Genomic DNA, 16,159 nt, shown 5'->3' with positions numbered 1-16,159 from the left:
ATGATTACCTTATGGGAACCTTAAGCCCGCTACTTTTCGCGCGGCTTTACCACCGGTTACACGATTGACAAATCTGCGCATCCCTTCCGTAAGCTCAGCGACTAGAATCCGCTTCCATCGCAACCGCGTCCGTCGACTGGAATAGAGATCATCATGAATCGCCTGACGTTTTATCTCCTCGCAGGACTCGCAGGGACGTGTGTGAGCAGCGCCGCATCCGCCCATGCCGATATCGGTGTCTATCTCGGCGTTCCCGGTCCGGTTTATGCCGCGCCCGAGCCGGTGTACGTGGCACCGCCGCCCGTCGTTTATGCAGCGCCGCCCGCTGCGGTCTACGAAGCGGCCCCAGCTTACGGCTACTACCGCTACGATCACGATGAAGACGAACACCACTGGCACGACCACGGCCGTCATCGTGGCTGGGAACATCACCACCGCGACGACGACGATTAACCGGCACATCCGCCGCCCAGATAGTTGCGCGCGCAATATAATGCGCGCGCCCACCTCGCTGCACTTGCAAGTCCCGCGCCCCCTCCCCGCCACAACAGTCCAGTCCGGCTAGCCTTTTGAAGTTGTCTAGCCAATAAGCGTTTACAACGCGCGCCCCACTCGACCCTCTGCGCTTAGCTCCCGCATGCATCGCTTGCGTGTCAGCGCGTTTACATCTTCCGCCAGCAAAAACCCTAGTTGTCTCATTATGTGAGATCCATTATCTTGTCTATACAACACGGCTGACGTGACAGCCCGCTGTTGACCATGTCGCCATCCGTCATGGCGGCGTCGATAGACAAACTGGAGACTCCACGTCAATGAAGAAGTTTGCCCTGTGCATTGCGATGCTGGCCGTCGCAACCTCCGTCTGCGCGAAGGACTGGACCACGGTCCGCTTTGGCGTGGACGCAAGTTATCCCCCGTTCGAATCGAAGAGCACGGACGGCAAGCTGGTCGGCTTCGACATCGACGTCGGCAACGAAATCTGCAAGCGCATCAACGCGAAATGCGTTTGGGTGGAAAGCGAATTCGACGGCATGATTCCGGCGCTCAAGGCGAAGAAGTTCGACGCCGTTCTCTCCTCGATGTCGATGACGCCGCAGCGTGAAGCGCAAATCGCATTCTCGTCAAAGGTCTTCCACACGCCTAGCCGTCTCGTCGCGAAGAAAGGCTCGAGCCTCCAGCCCACGGCAGATTCGTTGAAGGGCAAGACGGTCGGCGTCGAGCAGGGAACGACCCAGGAAGCCTATGCAAAAGCCAATTGGGCGCCGAGCGGTGTGAAGATCGTGCCTTACCAGGATCAGGACCAGGTCTATGCAGACCTGCTCTCGGGCCGCCTCGACGCCGCGCTGCAAGACGCCGTGCAGGCCGACCTGAGCTTCCTGAAGACCCCGCGCGGCGCAGGCTTCGCGTTCACGAGCGGCGAACTGAGTGATCCGAGCGGCATTCTCGGCAACGGCGCCGCCATCGGCTTGCGCAAGGACGACGCCGACCTGAAGGTGAAGATCGATAAAGCGCTCGCGGACATGATCAAGGACGGGACTTACAAGAAGATCGAATCGCGATACTTCGCATTCGACGTGTACGGTTCTTGAGCCTGACCAGAGCACTATATTAGCGACGAAGGCGCGGGACACTCCCGCGCCTTTTGCCCTTTCCGCCGCTCGAAACTCTCCCCGCGCTCAGGCCATCATGCAAATTCAAACCCATCCGCTAATTTCGCCGGCGCTCGGCACCGCGCGGCATCTCTCGAGCTTCCACTACGGCCCCACCGGCGCACAGAAGATCTACATCCAGTCGTCGCTGCATGCCGACGAACTGCCGGGCATGCTGGTCGCCTGGGCGCTGCGCAAACGCCTGGCCGCGCTCGAAGCCGCAGGCAAGCTGCGCGGCGAGGTCGTCGTCGTGCCCGTGCCCAATCCGATCGGCCTCAATCAGCGCCTGCTCGGTCAGCTGCTCGGCCGTTTTGAAAGCGGCACCGCGGCCAACTTCAACCGCCACTTCCACGATCTCGCCGAACTCGTGCTCCCGCGTGTCGGCCCTCGACTGAGCGGCGACGCGCAGCAGAACGTGGTCGCCGTGCGCGCTGCGATGCGAGAGGCGCTCGACGAACAGGCGCCCACCACCGAACTCGGCTCACAACGTCTTGCGCTTCAGCGCCTTTCGTACGACGCCGATGTCGTGCTCGACCTGCATTGCGACTTCGAAGGCGCCATGCACCTCTACACGAACCCCGACCTGTGGGCCGATGTCGAGCCGCTCGCGCGCTATCTCGAAGCGAAAGCATCGCTCTTCGCGCTCAATTCGGACGGCAATCCCTTCGACGAGATTCACAGCTTCTGCTGGTCCGCGCTGCGCGAGCGCTACGGCGACCGGTTTCCGATTCCCAACGGCGCGGTTTCCGTGACGATCGAGTTGCGCGGCCAGGCAGACGTGAGCTACGACTTCGCCGAACGCGACGCGAACGCCATCGTCAACTACCTCACGCATCGCGGTGTGATCGAGGGCACGCCCGCGCCGCTGCCTCGGCTCGAATACGGCGCTACACCGCTCGCGGGCGCCGAATCGCTCATCGCGCCGGTCTCCGGCGTGCTCGTGTTCCGCACGCCGGTTGGCGTCACGGTCGAACCTGGTCAGCCGATTGCCGATGTGGTCGACCCGCTGACCGATCGCGTCGTCACGATCACGAGCTCGGTGACCGGCATGCTGTACGCACGCCAACGCACGCGCTTCGCCACTGCGGGGATGGAAGTGGCGTGGGTGGCAGGCGCCACGCCGCTGCGCAGCGGCTCTCTGCTGCCCAACTGACAGTGAAACCGGGCAGATCGCTCGAAAATATGTGGGGTCGTGTCCGATAACGGGCACCAAGTATGCACAGTTCGTTTGGAAACGAAACGATGTGTGACGGGGCGTAACAGCAGTCCAGCAGGCGCACCGCAAAGGATGATGCCTGCCGCTGCAGCGCAGTCAGGGGAGAGCAAGTGCTATTTACACTTGCTTTCGATTCTTTACCTATGCGCGCTGAGTTGAAACTTACGATTGCTAGCGCCTGGAACATCGGGCACCAAGGCGGCCGGAGACTTCCGTTTCCGGCCGCCTTTCTCATTCGTAAATAAAGTCAGCGGAATGGCCCACAATAAATGAACAGCCTCGATACCGTCATTCTGGGAGCCCTCACCCAAGTCGATCTGCCGCCACTCCTCAATCACGCGATCCGGGTGATGGTGGGACTCTATACGTTCAAGGGTTATTTCCTCATCCCGCTCATAGGGTGGATCTGGTTCCAGCCGAGCGAGCGGCGCGAGTGGCGGCGCGAGATGATGATCGCCACGGTGGCCAGCGGCCTGATCGCGCTCGCAGTGGGACGCCTCCTCGCGCGTTGTCTGCCATTCCGGCAACGGCCGATCTTCAATCCCGATCTGCATCTGCATTTCGCCTCGTCGTCGTTGCGAGCCGCCGGGCTAACCGATTTCAGCTCGTTTCCGAGCGATCACGCCATGCTGTGGCTAGCGATTGCAGTGGGAATCTACCTGGTATGGCGTGTGGTCGGCGCGCTGGCGATTTTATATACGGTACTAGTCATCTGTTTGCCGCGCGCGTATCTGGGCTATCACTACCCCACGGATTTGATCGCGGGCGGCGCAATCGGCGTGGTGATTACCTGGCTGATGACGCGCGACGCCATCAGAAAGCGTACCGCCGAGCCCGCTCTGCGCCTGATGATGCGCTTTCCCGGGCCGGCCGCCGCAAGCGCATTTCTCGTATGTTTCGAACTGGTCACGCAGTTCGACGATCTGCTGCGGCTCGCCCACTCCGTAGTGCACGGAATAAGCTGAAAACTGGCGCGGGCGGCGTCTTTGCACGCCGCCCGCGCGGCTTCACACTGCGCCCGGATTGACGTACGCCGTCTTGACCGTGGTGTAGAACTCGCGGGCATAGCTGCCTTGCTCGCGCGGGCCGTAGCTCGAACCCTTGCGGCCGCCAAACGGAACGTGATAGTCCACGCCCGCCGTTGCGGTGTTCACCATGACCATGCCGGCCTGCACATGGCGACGGAAATGGTTGGCATGACTGAGCGAAGTCGTGCAGATGCCAGCCGACAAACCGAACTCCGTGTCGTTCGCCACGGCTAGCGCCTCGTGATAGTCCTTCACCTTGATGACCGAGGCGACGGGGCCGAACACTTCTTCGCGGTTGATGCGCATTTCCGCGGTCGTACTAGTGATCAGCGCGGGGGCAAGGAAATAGCCGCGCGTGGCGCCTTCAACCCGCTCGCCGCCGTACACCTCACCGCCCTCTTCACGCGCGATCGCAATGTAGCGCTCGTCCTGCTGGAGCTGTTTGTCGTCCACCACCGGCCCGATATGCGTGCCGTCCGCCAGCGCGTCGCCCGTCTTCAGCGTCTTCATGCGGGCCTTCATCGCTTCGATAAAACGGTCGTGAATGCCTTCCGTCACGATGAGGCGGCTCGATGCCGTGCAGCGTTGCCCCGTAGAGAAGAATGCGCCGTTGATACAGGCGTCCACGGCGACGTCGAGATTGGCGTCGTCGAGCACGACCATGGGATTCTTGCCACCCATCTCCAGCTGGAATTTCTTGCCCGTTGCAAAGCATTTCGCGCCGATCGCGCGGCCCGTCTGGACCGAGCCCGTGAAACTCACGGCGTCGACATCAGGCGAGCTGACGATCGCCTCGCCCACCACCGAGCCGCGCCCCATCACGAGGTTGATGACGCCGGCCGGCGCGCCCGCCTCCGCAATGATCTTCACGAGTTCCCACGTGCTGGCCGGCACGAGGTCGGCGGGCTTGATGACGACCGTGTTGCCATAGGCCAGCGCGGGCGCGATCTTCCAGGCGGGAATGGCGATCGGAAAGTTCCAGGGCGTAATGAGCCCGATCACGCCGATCGGCTCGCGCGTCACCTCGACGGTCATGCCGGGCCGCACCGAAGGCACGATCTCGCCGCCAAGGCGCAGCGCCTCGCCCGCAAAGAACTTGAAGATCTGCGCGGCGCGGCCCACCTCGCCGATGGCCTCGGGCAGCGTCTTGCCCTCCTCGCGCGCGAGCACGCGGCCCAACTCGGCCTTGCGCGTGAGAATGACGCTGCCCACCTGGTCGAGCAAGTCGAAGCGTTGCTGTGGCGTGGAAAGCGACCACTGCGCAAAGGCCTTGCGCGCGGCGGCAATGGCGTCGCGCGTCTGCGCGTCGTCTGCCTGCGCGAACTCGCCGATCGCGTCGTCGAGATTGGAGGGATTGATGTTGGTGGATACCGTGGCGCCGCGCACCCACTCGCCGCCGATGAAATTGTCGAACTGGTTCATGTCGCGTTTCCCGATTCAGTGGCTCACAGCAATCCGCGCGCAGCCAGATTGCGATAGAGCGCGCGCACGCCGAAGGTCCACGGCGCGAGTTCCGTGCTCAATTGCACGGTGTTGATCAGCGCGCCAAGTTCCGGCGTGGAGATGGTGACCTTGTCGCCCAGATGATGCGTAAAGCCGCCGCCTTGCGTATCGCGATCCTTGATCGGCGAGAACATGGTGCCGAGAAAGAGCATGAAGCCATCGGGATACTGGTGATGAGGGCCCCACGTCTGCGCCACGAGGTCGGCCGGGTCGCGGCTGATTTCGCTCATATGGCTGATGCCCTCCAGGACGAAGTCATCGTCCGTGCCTTCCACGCGCAGCGCGACGCTCGTCTTGCGCACCGTGTCGAGGCTGAACGACTCGTCGAACAGGCGCACGAACGGGCCAATCGCGCACGAGGCGTTGTTGTCCTTGCACTTGCCGAGCAGCAGCGCCGAGCGGCCTTCGATGTCGCGCAGATTGACGTCGTTGCCGAGCGTCGCGCCGACGATCTCGCCGCGGCTGTTCACCGCAAGCACGATTTCCGGCTCGGGGTTGTTCCAGACCGAAGCGGCCAGCAAGCCGACATCCGCGCCAAAGCCCACCGCCGACATCGGCTGCGACTTCGAGAACACTTCCGCGTCGGGCCCAATACCCACTTCCATGTACTGGGACCACGCGCCGCGCCGCTCGAGTTCCGCCTTGAGCTTCATCGCTTCTTCCGAGCCCGGCTTGATCTTCGAGAGATCGGTGCCGATCGTGGCCGCGATGGTTTCGCGCACCTCCTGCGCTTTCGCGGGATCGCCGCCCGCCTGCTCCTCGATCACGCGCTCGATCAGGCTCACCGCGAACGTCACGCCGCATGCCTTGATGGCCTGAACGTCATTGGGCGCGAGCAGACGCAGTGCGGGCTCCCCGCTGCCGGGCAGATTCGCTTCGATCAGTTTCTCCACCGGGCCGAGCGATTCGCCGCTCACCGTGCGTGCAAATTGCGCGATGTCCTCGCGGTCGAAAAGATCCGCGGTGGTCGGCGTGCTGGCCGTGATATCGATGACTTCGCCATTGCGAACGAGCACGACAGAGGGGCCTTCATGCTCGCCGGCCTTGCGCCACACTCGGCCAACGAGCAGCGCCTTCCCGACATCGCCGGGAAGCCAGTTTGATGGGGTGTTCGAGGTCATGGTGCGTCCAGTTTGGTGTCCGATGGTTAATGCGAATGGCGCGGATTGCCGCGCTCGGCGATGACTTTCAGATAGAGCGTGGCCGGTTCGAGGCATCCGCCGGTGGACAGTTGCCCCACCGTCTTGCGGTAAAGCTCCTGCCAGGGCGTCTGTGCGGGCGGAACCTCGAAGTGCGCCGTTTCGCGGCGCCGCGCAAGCTCGGCTTCGTCGACCAGCACGTTCACGCTGCGCGCATTCAGGTCCACGCGAATGCGGTCACCGGTTTGCAGCAGCGCGAGGCCGCCGCCCACCGCCGCCTCGGGCGACATGTTCAGGATCGACGGGCTCGCCGACGTACCGCTCTGACGGCCATCGCCCAGCGTGGGCAGCGACGTGATGCCCTGGCGCACCAGTTCCGCCGGCGGCGCCATGTTCACCACTTCGGCGCTGCCCGGATAGCCCACCGTGCCCGTGCCGCGAATCACGAGAATGCAGCGCTGGTCGATTTCGAGCGACGGATCGTTGATGCGCGCGTGGTAATCCTCGGGACCGTCGAACACGATCGCCCGCGCCTCGAAGGTATTTTCCGCGCCCGGCTCGCTCAAATAGGTTTGCCGGAAGGCGTCGCCGACCACCGACATCTTCATGATCGCGCTGTCGAAGAAGTTGCCCGAGAGAACCATGAACCCCGCGCCATGCTTGAGCGGGTCATCCGTTGTCCTGATGACTTCGCGATCGGGTTCGGGCGTGCTGTCGGCGATGGCGCCAATGGTCCGGCCCGATACCGTGAGGCATTCGCGGTGCACGAGGCCCGCGCGATCGAGTTCGCGCAGCACACCGGGCACGCCGCCCGCGCGGTGGAAGCTCTCGCCCAGATACTCGCCTGCCGGCATGCAGTTCACGATGAGCGGCACCTGTTCGCCGACGCGTTGCCAGTCTTCGAGGCTCAGCTCGATGCCCATGTGCCGCGCGATGGCAATGAGGTGCGGCGGACAATTGGTGGACGCGCCCAGCGCGGAGGCCACGACAATGGCATTCTCGAACGCCTCTTTCGTCATGATGCGCGAAGGCCGCATGTCGTAGCGCACGAGGTCGACAATGCGCTTGCCCGTTGCGTACGCCATCTGACCGCGCTCGCGGTAAGCCGCCGGAATACTGGCGCAGCCGGGCAGCGACATACCCAGCGCTTCCGCGAGGCTGTTCATCGACAACGCGGTGCCCATGGTGTTGCAGTGGCCGATAGAGGGCGACGAAGCCGTGGTGAGTTCCATGAAACCTTCGTAGTCGATCTCGCCTGCCGCCAGCAGATTGCGCGCATGCCAGATGACCGTACCCGAACCAACACGCTGGCCGTTATGCCAACCGTCGAGCATCGGCCCGCCCGAAAGCACGATGGCGGGCATATCGACCGTTGCCGCGGCCATCAGGCAGGCGGGCGTGGTCTTGTCGCAGCCCGTGGTCAGCACGACGCCATCGAGCGGGAAACCGTGAAGTATTTCGACGAGACCCAGATAGGCCAGATTGCGGTCGAGCGCCGCCGTGGGCCGGCGGCTCTGCTCCGCAAGCGGATGCACCGGGAATTCCATCGGTATGCCGCCCGCGTCCCGAATGCCCGCCTTCGTGCGAGCCGCGAGTTCGATATGGTGACGATTGCAGGGGGCGAGATCGCTCCCCGTTTGCGCAATGCCGATGATAGGGCGGCCCGATTGCAGTTCTTCGCGGGTCAGACCGTAGTTCATGAAACGCTCGACATACAGCGCGGTCATGTCCGCATGGGCCGGGTCGTCGAACCATTCCTGGCTGCGCAGGCGCCGTGCGTTGGGCTGGGTCATATCACTCACTCCGTTATTCCTTGTCTCGACGATGTGGCGGGCGCACATTCGGGTCCCCGCCAGATTGTTATCGGTAACATTTGTGGATATTAGCACTTTGCGCTCGCGCTGTGCACCAGGTGAGACCACGCGTTTTCCCGCCTCGTTGGAGGCATCGACCGGCCTTGGTGCCAGCGCGTCGACTTGCCGCGGCGCCTCCTCTCATGCTAATTTAGCGCCCGCTTTGTTACCGATAACAAACTAGCGCATGCTTCATCGACAGCGCAGAGATCCAGCAAACACACCACGAAGTTCGTGGAAATGGCCTCCCCATCAGCGGGACCGATCAAAGGCACATGTGAATGGAGACACATCCCATGCCAACCCTGACCCAGATTGCGGATTCGCCGGCCGCCGTCAACGAAGCCGAAGAACTGCTGTACCGCAAGGTACTGAAGCGCATCTTGCCGCTTCTGCTTCTGTGCTACGTCGTCGCCTACCTCGACCGCGTGAACGTCGGCTTTGCCAAGTTGCAGATGCTGGACTCGCTCGGCCTGAGCGACAGCGTCTACGCCGTGGGCGCAAGCATCAGTGGATGCTGTTGCTCGAAGGCATTCCTTCGATTCTCGTCGCCTTCGTGGTGCTGTTGCGCATGGGCGACGGCATTCAGTCGGCGAAATGGCTGAGCGCCGCCGAAAAAGCGGTGCTTCAAAAGAATCTCGAACAGGAAAGCGCGAAGAAAACGCATAGCGCCGTGGCGGTGCTGAAAAGCCCGCGCGTCTGGCTGTTGACGTTCATTCTGCTGACCTTCAATACCGGCTTCTATGGTTTGGCGTTCTGGCTGCCTTCCCTCATCAAGGCTTCCGGCGTGAAGAGCACGTTGAATATCGGCTTGCTGACCGCCATTCCCTATCTCTGCGCCGTGGTCGCCATGATCTGGAACGCGTCGCACTCGCGCAAGACGGGCGAGCGCCGCCTGCATGCGGCCATTCCGGCCTGTATTGGCGGCGTCGGCCTGATTCTGAGCGCACTCGTTGCGCACAACGTGGCGCTTTCGATCGTATGCCTGACTATCGCCACCTGCGCGCCGTTGCGAAGGCCACCTTCTGGCTGTGCCTTCCTTACACGATCCCTTTTTCTAAATTGCGTCGGCCTTGCGCCGGCGCTTTTTTTTGACCTGTGCGGTTCCGCCAGCACGGGCAATCGTTCTGCCTGAACGCCCCAGCGCACCCCAGCGCCCGCACAAAAAGCGTGCAAAAAAAACAATTGGAATTGTCTCAAGAATTCCAGCACGCTGCCGATAAGACGTGAACACTGTTTTCCGCCCGACATACTGTCATCGGGCGACTAACAAGCAACGGAGACGCTGTGATTCGAAACTGCCTTGGAGGCCTGCTGCTGGCGCTCAGCTGTCTTGGCACCGCGGTTGCCGCGGGCCCCGACTGCTCGCGCTCATTTACGCTCGCCTTACACGATCATGGGCTGCTCTACTCTGTCGACACGGACACGGGCATCGACAAGGACTTCGCCGACGCATTGGCGCGGCGCAGCGGCTGCCAGATCCGCGTGAGCCTGATGTCGCGCGCGCGCATCTGGAAACTGATCGAATCGGGCGCGCTCGATTTCAGTCTTTCGGGCATTGCCAACGAAGAGCGCAATCAATACGCGGATTTTGCCTGGTACTTCAGCAACAAGTACTATCTGCTGGTTCGCAAGGATTCGGGCATCCATCAACTGGCCGATTTCGAGCACAACGACAAGTTCCAGCTCGGCGTGATTCGCAGCTTCCGCTACAGCGAGTCGGCCAACCGGCTGGTCGATTCGCTCTCCACCGAAAACCGCGTGAGTCAGGCCGGCGGCCTTGAGCCGCTTTACCAGGCGCTGATCCTTGGCCGCATTCAGGGAATGATCATCGAGCCGTTCGATTACCCCGCCATCGACGAAGCAAAGATTCGGAGCGTGACCAATATCGTGGAGTTCGACGATCCACCCATTCCGCATGGACTCATCATGTCGAAGAAGGCGCTCTCGCCCGAGGAGCGGGACAAGTGGCGCGCCCTCGTCAACGAAATGATCGCAGACGGCACGGTACGGCGGATCTTCACGAAGTATTTCAAGCCTGACCTCGCCGACTCGATGGTCCCCTTCTAGACGCCGCCATGACCCGGACGCGCCTCGTTCTGCTCCCGCTACTGGTTCTCGTCGCTGCGCTCGGCGTGACATGGACGCTCTGGAACCACGAGCGCGAAGCGGCCCGCCACGAACTGCTCACGCAGTTCAACTTCTCGCTCGGCGACGTCGTGAGCCGCATCGAACAGCGCATGGGCACGTACGAGCTTTTGCTGCGCGGCGTGCAGAGCCTTTTTGCCGCCAGCGGAGAGGTCGACCGCGACGCGTTCCGGGCTTACGTCAACACGCTCAATCTCGACGCCAACTTTTCCGGCATCCAGGCCATCGGCGTCATCGCGTGGGTGCCGCAGACGCAAAAGGCCGCGCATATCACGGCCATGCAACAGCGCGGCTTGCCAGGCTACTCGATCGAGCCCGCTGGTCCGCGCGCGAATTACGCACCCATCATTCAGCGCGAGCCGTATATTGGCGCCAATCGCGCGGCGCCCGGTTTCGACGCCTGGGCCGACCCGGTGCGCCGGCGCGCCATGGAGCAGGCGCGCGACACCGGCATGGCGACCATTTCCGGCAAGGTGCGCCTCTCGGTCGACACCGTGCCCGGCGCCGATCCCGGCTTCGTGATGTACATGCCGGTCTACGCACGCGGCCAGGCGCCGGAAAACGCCACGGAACGTCAGGCGCAGCTAGTTGGCTGGGTCTATGCATCCTTTCGCATGCACGACGTCATTGCAAGCCTTTACGGCGAGGAACCGCCCGGCCTCTCGGTCTCCATCTACGACGGCGTAGAATCGTCGCCGGACGCGTTGCTCTACAGAACGTCGGGCGCCGCCGCCCATCACCTGACCAGCGATCTCTCGGCGACCGAATATCTCGTTGTCTGCGGGCACGACTGGATGCTCAAGCTGATGGCGCGTGACGGCTTCAAAGCCCGCTTCGGCCGCGACGCGGCAACGCTCATCGCGATCATCGGCACGGGCCTGAGCCTGCTGCTCGCGCTGCTCACGCGCCTCATGATGACGGGCCGCAGCCGGGCGATACGGCTTGCCTCGTCGATGACGAAGGAACTGCGCGAAAACGAGGAAAAATTCCGCGCCATTGCGGACTGCACCGTCAACTGGGAAATCTGGTGGTCGCCGGAAGGCAAGCCACGCTGGATCAACTCGGCGGTGGAGCAGTACATCGGCTATACCGTTGACGAGTGCATGGCCATGAGCGACTTCGCCTGCACCGTGGTCTATCCGGGCGACGCCTCCTACGTCGCGCCCGAGTTCCGCGCCGCGCAACTGGGCTCGCGCGGCGACAATCTGGAGTTTCGTTGCGTGCGCAAGGATGGCTCGCTCATGTGGCTCTCCGCGTCGTGGGTGCCGATTACCGATTCCAGGGGCGATTTCATTGGTTTCCGCACGAGCGGGCGCGACATCACCGAGCGCAAGATCGCCGACCAGCGCATCAAGGAGCTGGCCTTTTACGACGCGCTCACCGGCCTGCCCAATCGCACGCTGCTGCTCGACAACCTGAAGGACGCCATTACCGACAGCGCGAGGAACGGCACGAGCGGCGCCCTGCTGTTCATCGATCTGGACCACTTCAAGACCCTGAACGACACGCTGGGTCACGACAAGGGCGACCTGCTGCTGCAGGAAGTGGCGAAACGCCTGGCGGCGAGCATACCCGCGGGCGACACCGTGGCTCGCGTGGGCGGCGACGAGTTCGTCGTCGTCGTCGGGAATCTGAACCCCGTTCCATGCGAAGCAGCCCGCCAAACCGAAGGCCTGGGCGAGCGGATTCTCGCCGTGCTCGGGAATCCTTATCGACTCGACGACATCGACTACCGCAGCACGGCGAGTATTGGCGCAACCGTGTTCAAGGGATTCCAGGCATCGACGGACGACCTCATGAAGCAGGCCGACCTCGCCATGTACAAGTCCAAGGAACGCGGCCGCAACGCGGTGCGCCTCTTCGACCCCGATATGCAGACGGTCGTGGTGGAGCGTGCCGCGCTCGAAGCGGCGCTGCGCGAAGCCATCGAAAACGAACAGTTCGTGCTTCACTACCAGATGCAGATCGACCGTGACCGTGTGACCGGCGTCGAAGCGCTGGTGCGCTGGCGTCATCCCTTGCGCGGGCTCGTGTACCCGGCCGATTTCATTCCCGTGGCCGAAGAAACCGGGCTCATCGCCGAGCTGGGCAGCTGGGTTCTGCGCGCGGCCTGCACCCAACTGGCGCGCTGGGCCACACAGCCCGACACCGAGCATCTGAGCATTGCGGTCAACGTCAGCGTGCAGCAGCTTCACCAACCGGACTTCGTGGAAAGCGTGCTGACCACGCTCGAACAGACCGGTGCGAGAGCGGACAGGCTGAAGCTCGAGTTGACGGAAAGCGTGCTGGTCGACAACGTGCAGGAGATCATCGAGAAAATGGAGGCGCTGAAGGCGAACGGCGTCGTCTTCGCGCTCGACGATTTCGGCATCGGCTATTCGTCGCTTTCGTATTTGAAGCGCTTGCCGCTCGCTCAACTGAAAATCGACCGCTCATTCGTGCGCGATGTCCTCGTCGACCCGAACGACGCCGTGATCGCGCGAACCATCGTGGCGCTTGCGCACAGCCTGGGCATCGGCGTGATCGCCGAAGGGGTCGAGACCGAAGAGCAACGCGCCTTCCTCGCCTCGGCGGGATGTTACGCGTATCAGGGCTATCTTTTCTGCCGCCCGATTCCTGTCGAGGAGTTCGAAGCGGCATTGCGTGGACTCGAGGCGCCTGAGTGCGTCACAGAGTAAGCGCGCCCCGCCGCCTATCGCGTCACGCGTCGCCATGCCGGCGCGGCGCGAGCAGGTCGGACAAGCCCACGCGATGCAACATCTCCGCTCTCACGCGGTCCAGGACGGCAAAGCCAACGTCCGCGCCGTCCTGCGTCGGGTCTACGTGCACCCGGAACGGCCGCTTCCCGAAGGGGGCATCGACCACGTTGACGATCGCCTCGGCCACGAGGCCCACATCGGCTTCCGGCGGCACGATGGCGGCGAACGCCTTCTGGATCTGCGCGCCGAACCCGGCATAGGGGCCTGCTTCATAAGCCGCGACCACGCCCTTGTCTTCCGGGCTGCCCGCATGCGAAAAGTGATTCGTGCCCGAGGTAAAGGCGCCCGGCACGATGATCGACGTTTCGATGCCCCACCGCGCAAGCTCGCGTGCATACTGAACCGCAATCGCATCCATGGCGGCCTTCGCCGCAAAGTACGGCGCGAGGTAAGGCGGCGTGCCGCCTGCGGAACTGCTGCTCGACACCCACACCACCAGGCCCTCGCGCCGCTCGCGCATGTGCGGCAGCACCGCGCGGTTCACCCGCTGCGTGCCCAACACGTTGACATCGTACAGGTGCGCATATTGTTCCGGGCTGAACGCTTCGGCCGGCCCGAAGGCCATGTGGCCCGCGTTGTGGACGATGACGTCGATACGCCCGCTCTCGCCGATCACGCGGGCGATGCCCGCATCCACGGACTCCTGCGACTGCACGTCGAGTTCGACGGTGCGCAGATCCACGCCGTTGTGCCGCGAGAATTCCGCCATCTGCGCGACGACCGGGGCGTTGCGCCCCGCGGTCGCACGCATGGACGCGTAGACGGTATGGCCGGCATTGGCGAGTGCTTCGGCGGCGAGGCGGCCAAACCCGCTGGATGCGCCGGTAACGACGATGACTTTCTTCATGATGGGCTCCTCGTTCGTATTGAAACGCTTGATCAGGACATCAAATAATGCCGCCGTTCACGCGTATCGTTTGACCGTCGATCCAGCTTGCACCGCTGCCGACGAGAAACGAGACCACCTCCGCGATATCGTCCGCCTGGCCGAGCCGCTCGAGCGGCGGCATCTTCGCCAGGCGCTCGATCTGCTCGGGTGTCTTGTCCTTGAGGAACAGTTCGGTCGCGGTAGGTCCGGGGGCAACCGCATTCACGGTGATATTGCGGCCGCGCAGTTCCTTGGCGAAGATGTTGGTCATCGTTTCCACGGCGGCCTTGGTGGCGGCGTACACCGAGTAGCCCGGCAGCGCGAGCGCCTGGATGCTGCTCGAAAAGTTGACGATGCGGCCGCCCTGGCGCAGCTTCTTCGCGGCAATGCGCAGCGTATTGAAGGTGCCCTTGAGGTTGATCGCGACGAGCCGGTCGAACAGGGCGTCGTCGGTATCGACCAGATTGACGAGGCCCGGCTGCATGATGCCCGCGTTGTTCACCACGATATCCACGCCGCCAAAGAGCGTAATGGCCTGGTCGAACATCACGGCCACCTGGGCGGGCACGGCCACGTCTGCCTGAATCGCCGCGGCGCGACCGCCCGCGGCCTTGATTTCCTCCACGACCGCGTTCGCGTCCGCCGCGCGGCCGGCGAAGTTGACGATGACTACGATGCCTTCGCCCGCGAGGCGTCTGGCGATCGATGCGCCGATACCGCGCGATGCGCCGGTCACGATCGCGACTTTGCTGGTGTTGGCTTGCGTGCTCATGGTGACTCTCCGTGCTGGTTGGGTGGGTGATGCAACGTGATGCGATGGGTGCATCTTCCCGCCAGGCAACGCTCCACGGTAGCCGCATAACCAGAATATCGGCTATGCTTTCCGCGTATGACCATCTTCAACGACCTGAGCCTGCTGCAGGCCTTCGTTGCCATCGTGGAGAGCGGCAGCATCTCCGCGGCGGCCCGCAAGCTGAATTTGAGCCAGCCCACGCTGAGCCGCCAGTTGCGTTCGCTCGAAGATCAATGCGGCGCGGCGCTGCTGCGGCGCGACACGCACCGCATGAGCCTGACAGAAACCGGTCACCAGTTCCTTGCCGACGCACAGGCGCTGCTCGCGCTAGCCGAGGAGTCGGAGCAGCGCATGCGGCGCGACCAGAGCGCGCTAAGCGGCAATATCCGCGTGTTCTCCACGATCGACTTCGGCCAGTCCGTGGTGAGCCGCATGATCAGCAGCTTTATCCAGGCGCACCCGGCTGTGAGAATGGAGCTGGCCTATTCGAACCGCCCGCTGCACATGATCGAAGAGGGCTGCGACGCGGGTATCGTCGCCGGGGCGCTCACCGACGATCGCGTCGTTGCGCGCTCGCTCGGTGAGATCCGGCGCTATCCGGCTGCCTCGCCCGCGTTCCTCAAGGATCACGACTTCACCAGCAAGCCGGACAGTCTCCAGGCCTTACCGTGGATCGCGCTTTCGAGCCGGCAGTTCGGCGGCTCGAGGGATGTCACGCTGTATTCAAGGGCCGCAACGCATACGTTGCAGATCGAGCCCGTGATGATTTCGGAAGGGGTGACGAGCATGCGCGAGGCCGCGCGCATGGGGCTGGGCTTGGCCGTGTTGCCGGAATGGCTGATCGAGGAGGATCTGGTGTCGGGCCGCCTCGTGCGCGTCTTGCCGAAATGGCAGGCGAAACCGCTCGCCGCGCAAATCGTCTATCCCGTGCAAAGGCGGCTGCCGTTGCGCGTGCACGCATTCATCGAATTCGCTACCGAATATATGACGACGGTTTTGAAGCCGCGATAACGCTTGACGCCACTCACGTGAGCGCTTAGGGCTGGGTGATCTTCATTCTTGACTTGAAATCAAAACACTTTGGTCTATAGACCGGTTTTTAGTCAAAAGTAAAACCCGCACAATGCAGCAGTCCCAACTTGCCAGTGCCCAACGAGGCACGACGCCATGCCCCACCGCGACCTCAGTCTACCCACCACGGCC

The 16,159-nt window shown here is 63.1% G+C and carries 12 protein-coding genes and 1 pseudogene; 8 read left to right on the top strand and 5 right to left on the bottom strand.

Annotation, left to right across the window (positions count from 1 at the left end; all coding sequences use genetic code 11):
- Positions 1-153 precede the first annotated feature (153 nt).
- From M3I54_RS33655 to M3I54_RS33640, 4 genes are all read left to right on the top strand, one after another.
- Positions 154-453 carry a hypothetical protein gene (locus M3I54_RS33655; protein ID WP_254343644.1) on the top strand — a complete coding sequence of 100 codons (300 nt, stop codon included), beginning with the start codon at positions 154-156 and terminating at the stop codon, positions 451-453.
- 359 nt (positions 454-812) lie between these two features.
- Entirely contained in the window at positions 813-1,589 is a 777-nt protein-coding gene (locus tag M3I54_RS33650) for an ABC transporter substrate-binding protein (RefSeq protein WP_254343642.1), read from the top strand.
- A 97-nt stretch (positions 1,590-1,686) separates the two neighbouring features.
- Positions 1,687-2,802, top strand: a complete 1,116-nt coding sequence (locus tag M3I54_RS33645) for a succinylglutamate desuccinylase/aspartoacylase family protein (protein WP_254343640.1) — start codon at positions 1,687-1,689, stop codon at positions 2,800-2,802.
- A gap of 332 nt (positions 2,803-3,134) precedes the next feature.
- Positions 3,135-3,830, top strand: a complete 696-nt coding sequence (locus tag M3I54_RS33640) for a phosphatase PAP2 family protein (RefSeq protein WP_254343638.1) — start codon at positions 3,135-3,137, stop codon at positions 3,828-3,830.
- A gap of 42 nt (positions 3,831-3,872) precedes the next feature.
- On the opposite strand, the gene M3I54_RS33635 is transcribed toward M3I54_RS33640, so the two are convergent.
- The 3 genes from M3I54_RS33635 to M3I54_RS33625 are packed head-to-tail and all read right to left on the bottom strand — an operon-like array spanning position 3,873 to position 8,328.
- Positions 3,873-5,315: an aldehyde dehydrogenase family protein gene (locus M3I54_RS33635; RefSeq protein WP_254343629.1), complete on the bottom strand. Its 1,443-nt coding sequence runs from the start codon at positions 5,313-5,315 to the stop codon at positions 3,873-3,875.
- A 23-nt stretch (positions 5,316-5,338) separates the two neighbouring features.
- Positions 5,339-6,517, bottom strand: coding sequence for a fumarylacetoacetate hydrolase family protein (locus tag M3I54_RS33630; protein WP_254343627.1), 1,179 nt, complete (start codon positions 6,515-6,517; stop codon positions 5,339-5,341).
- A 26-nt stretch (positions 6,518-6,543) separates the two neighbouring features.
- Positions 6,544-8,328: an IlvD/Edd family dehydratase gene (locus M3I54_RS33625; RefSeq protein ID WP_028204334.1), complete on the bottom strand. Its 1,785-nt coding sequence runs from the start codon at positions 8,326-8,328 to the stop codon at positions 6,544-6,546.
- Between the two features lie 356 nt (positions 8,329-8,684).
- On the opposite strand from M3I54_RS33625, the pseudogene M3I54_RS33620 reads away from it, so the two are divergent.
- The 3 genes and pseudogenes from M3I54_RS33620 to M3I54_RS33610 form a co-directional block, all read left to right on the top strand.
- A pseudogene (locus tag M3I54_RS33620) lies at positions 8,685-9,460 on the top strand (MFS transporter); the annotation flags it as partial.
- Between the two features lie 215 nt (positions 9,461-9,675).
- Complete coding sequence (locus M3I54_RS33615) at positions 9,676-10,458, top strand: ABC transporter substrate-binding protein (protein WP_254343625.1); 783 nt, start codon at positions 9,676-9,678, stop codon at positions 10,456-10,458.
- 8 nt (positions 10,459-10,466) lie between these two features.
- Positions 10,467-13,214, top strand: a complete 2,748-nt coding sequence (locus M3I54_RS33610; RefSeq protein ID WP_254343623.1) for an EAL domain-containing protein — start codon at positions 10,467-10,469, stop codon at positions 13,212-13,214.
- A 22-nt stretch (positions 13,215-13,236) separates the two neighbouring features.
- Here the strand turns inward: M3I54_RS33610 and M3I54_RS33605 are convergent, their stop codons facing one another.
- Complete coding sequence (locus M3I54_RS33605) at positions 13,237-14,142, bottom strand: SDR family oxidoreductase (RefSeq protein ID WP_254343621.1); 906 nt, start codon at positions 14,140-14,142, stop codon at positions 13,237-13,239.
- 40 nt (positions 14,143-14,182) lie between these two features.
- Positions 14,183-14,935: an SDR family oxidoreductase gene (locus M3I54_RS33600; protein WP_254343619.1), complete on the bottom strand. Its 753-nt coding sequence runs from the start codon at positions 14,933-14,935 to the stop codon at positions 14,183-14,185.
- A 117-nt stretch (positions 14,936-15,052) separates the two neighbouring features.
- Between M3I54_RS33600 and M3I54_RS33595 the strand changes: the two genes are divergently transcribed.
- Positions 15,053-15,967: a LysR family transcriptional regulator gene (locus tag M3I54_RS33595; RefSeq protein WP_254343617.1), complete on the top strand. Its 915-nt coding sequence runs from the start codon at positions 15,053-15,055 to the stop codon at positions 15,965-15,967.
- Positions 15,968-16,159: the final 192 nt, after the last annotated feature.

Source organism: Paraburkholderia sp. CNPSo 3274, from assembly GCF_024206475.1.
Classification (GTDB): Bacteria; Pseudomonadota; Gammaproteobacteria; order Burkholderiales; family Burkholderiaceae; genus Paraburkholderia.
Note: the sequence above shows the minus strand (reverse complement) of the source record. Positions and strands in the feature narration are given on the sequence as shown.

What these genes read in the sequence shown, in the direction of transcription:
- M3I54_RS33655 (WP_254343644.1), top strand. Translation starts at nt 154, where the DNA reads ATGAATCGCCTGACGTTTTATCTCCTCGCAGGACTCGCAGGGACGTGT.
- M3I54_RS33650 (WP_254343642.1), top strand. Translation starts at nt 813, where the DNA reads ATGAAGAAGTTTGCCCTGTGCATTGCGATGCTGGCCGTCGCAACCTCC.
- M3I54_RS33645 (WP_254343640.1), top strand. Translation starts at nt 1,687, where the DNA reads ATGCAAATTCAAACCCATCCGCTAATTTCGCCGGCGCTCGGCACCGCG.
- M3I54_RS33640 (WP_254343638.1), top strand. Translation starts at nt 3,135, where the DNA reads ATGAACAGCCTCGATACCGTCATTCTGGGAGCCCTCACCCAAGTCGAT.
- M3I54_RS33635 (WP_254343629.1), bottom strand. Translation starts at nt 5,315, where the DNA reads ATGAACCAGTTCGACAATTTCATCGGCGGCGAGTGGGTGCGCGGCGCC.
- M3I54_RS33630 (WP_254343627.1), bottom strand. Translation starts at nt 6,517, where the DNA reads ATGACCTCGAACACCCCATCAAACTGGCTTCCCGGCGATGTCGGGAAG.
- M3I54_RS33625 (WP_028204334.1), bottom strand. Translation starts at nt 8,328, where the DNA reads ATGACCCAGCCCAACGCACGGCGCCTGCGCAGCCAGGAATGGTTCGAC.
- M3I54_RS33610 (WP_254343623.1), top strand. Translation starts at nt 10,467, where the DNA reads ATGACCCGGACGCGCCTCGTTCTGCTCCCGCTACTGGTTCTCGTCGCT.
- M3I54_RS33605 (WP_254343621.1), bottom strand. Translation starts at nt 14,142, where the DNA reads ATGAAGAAAGTCATCGTCGTTACCGGCGCATCCAGCGGGTTTGGCCGC.
- M3I54_RS33600 (WP_254343619.1), bottom strand. Translation starts at nt 14,935, where the DNA reads ATGAGCACGCAAGCCAACACCAGCAAAGTCGCGATCGTGACCGGCGCA.
- M3I54_RS33595 (WP_254343617.1), top strand. Translation starts at nt 15,053, where the DNA reads ATGACCATCTTCAACGACCTGAGCCTGCTGCAGGCCTTCGTTGCCATC.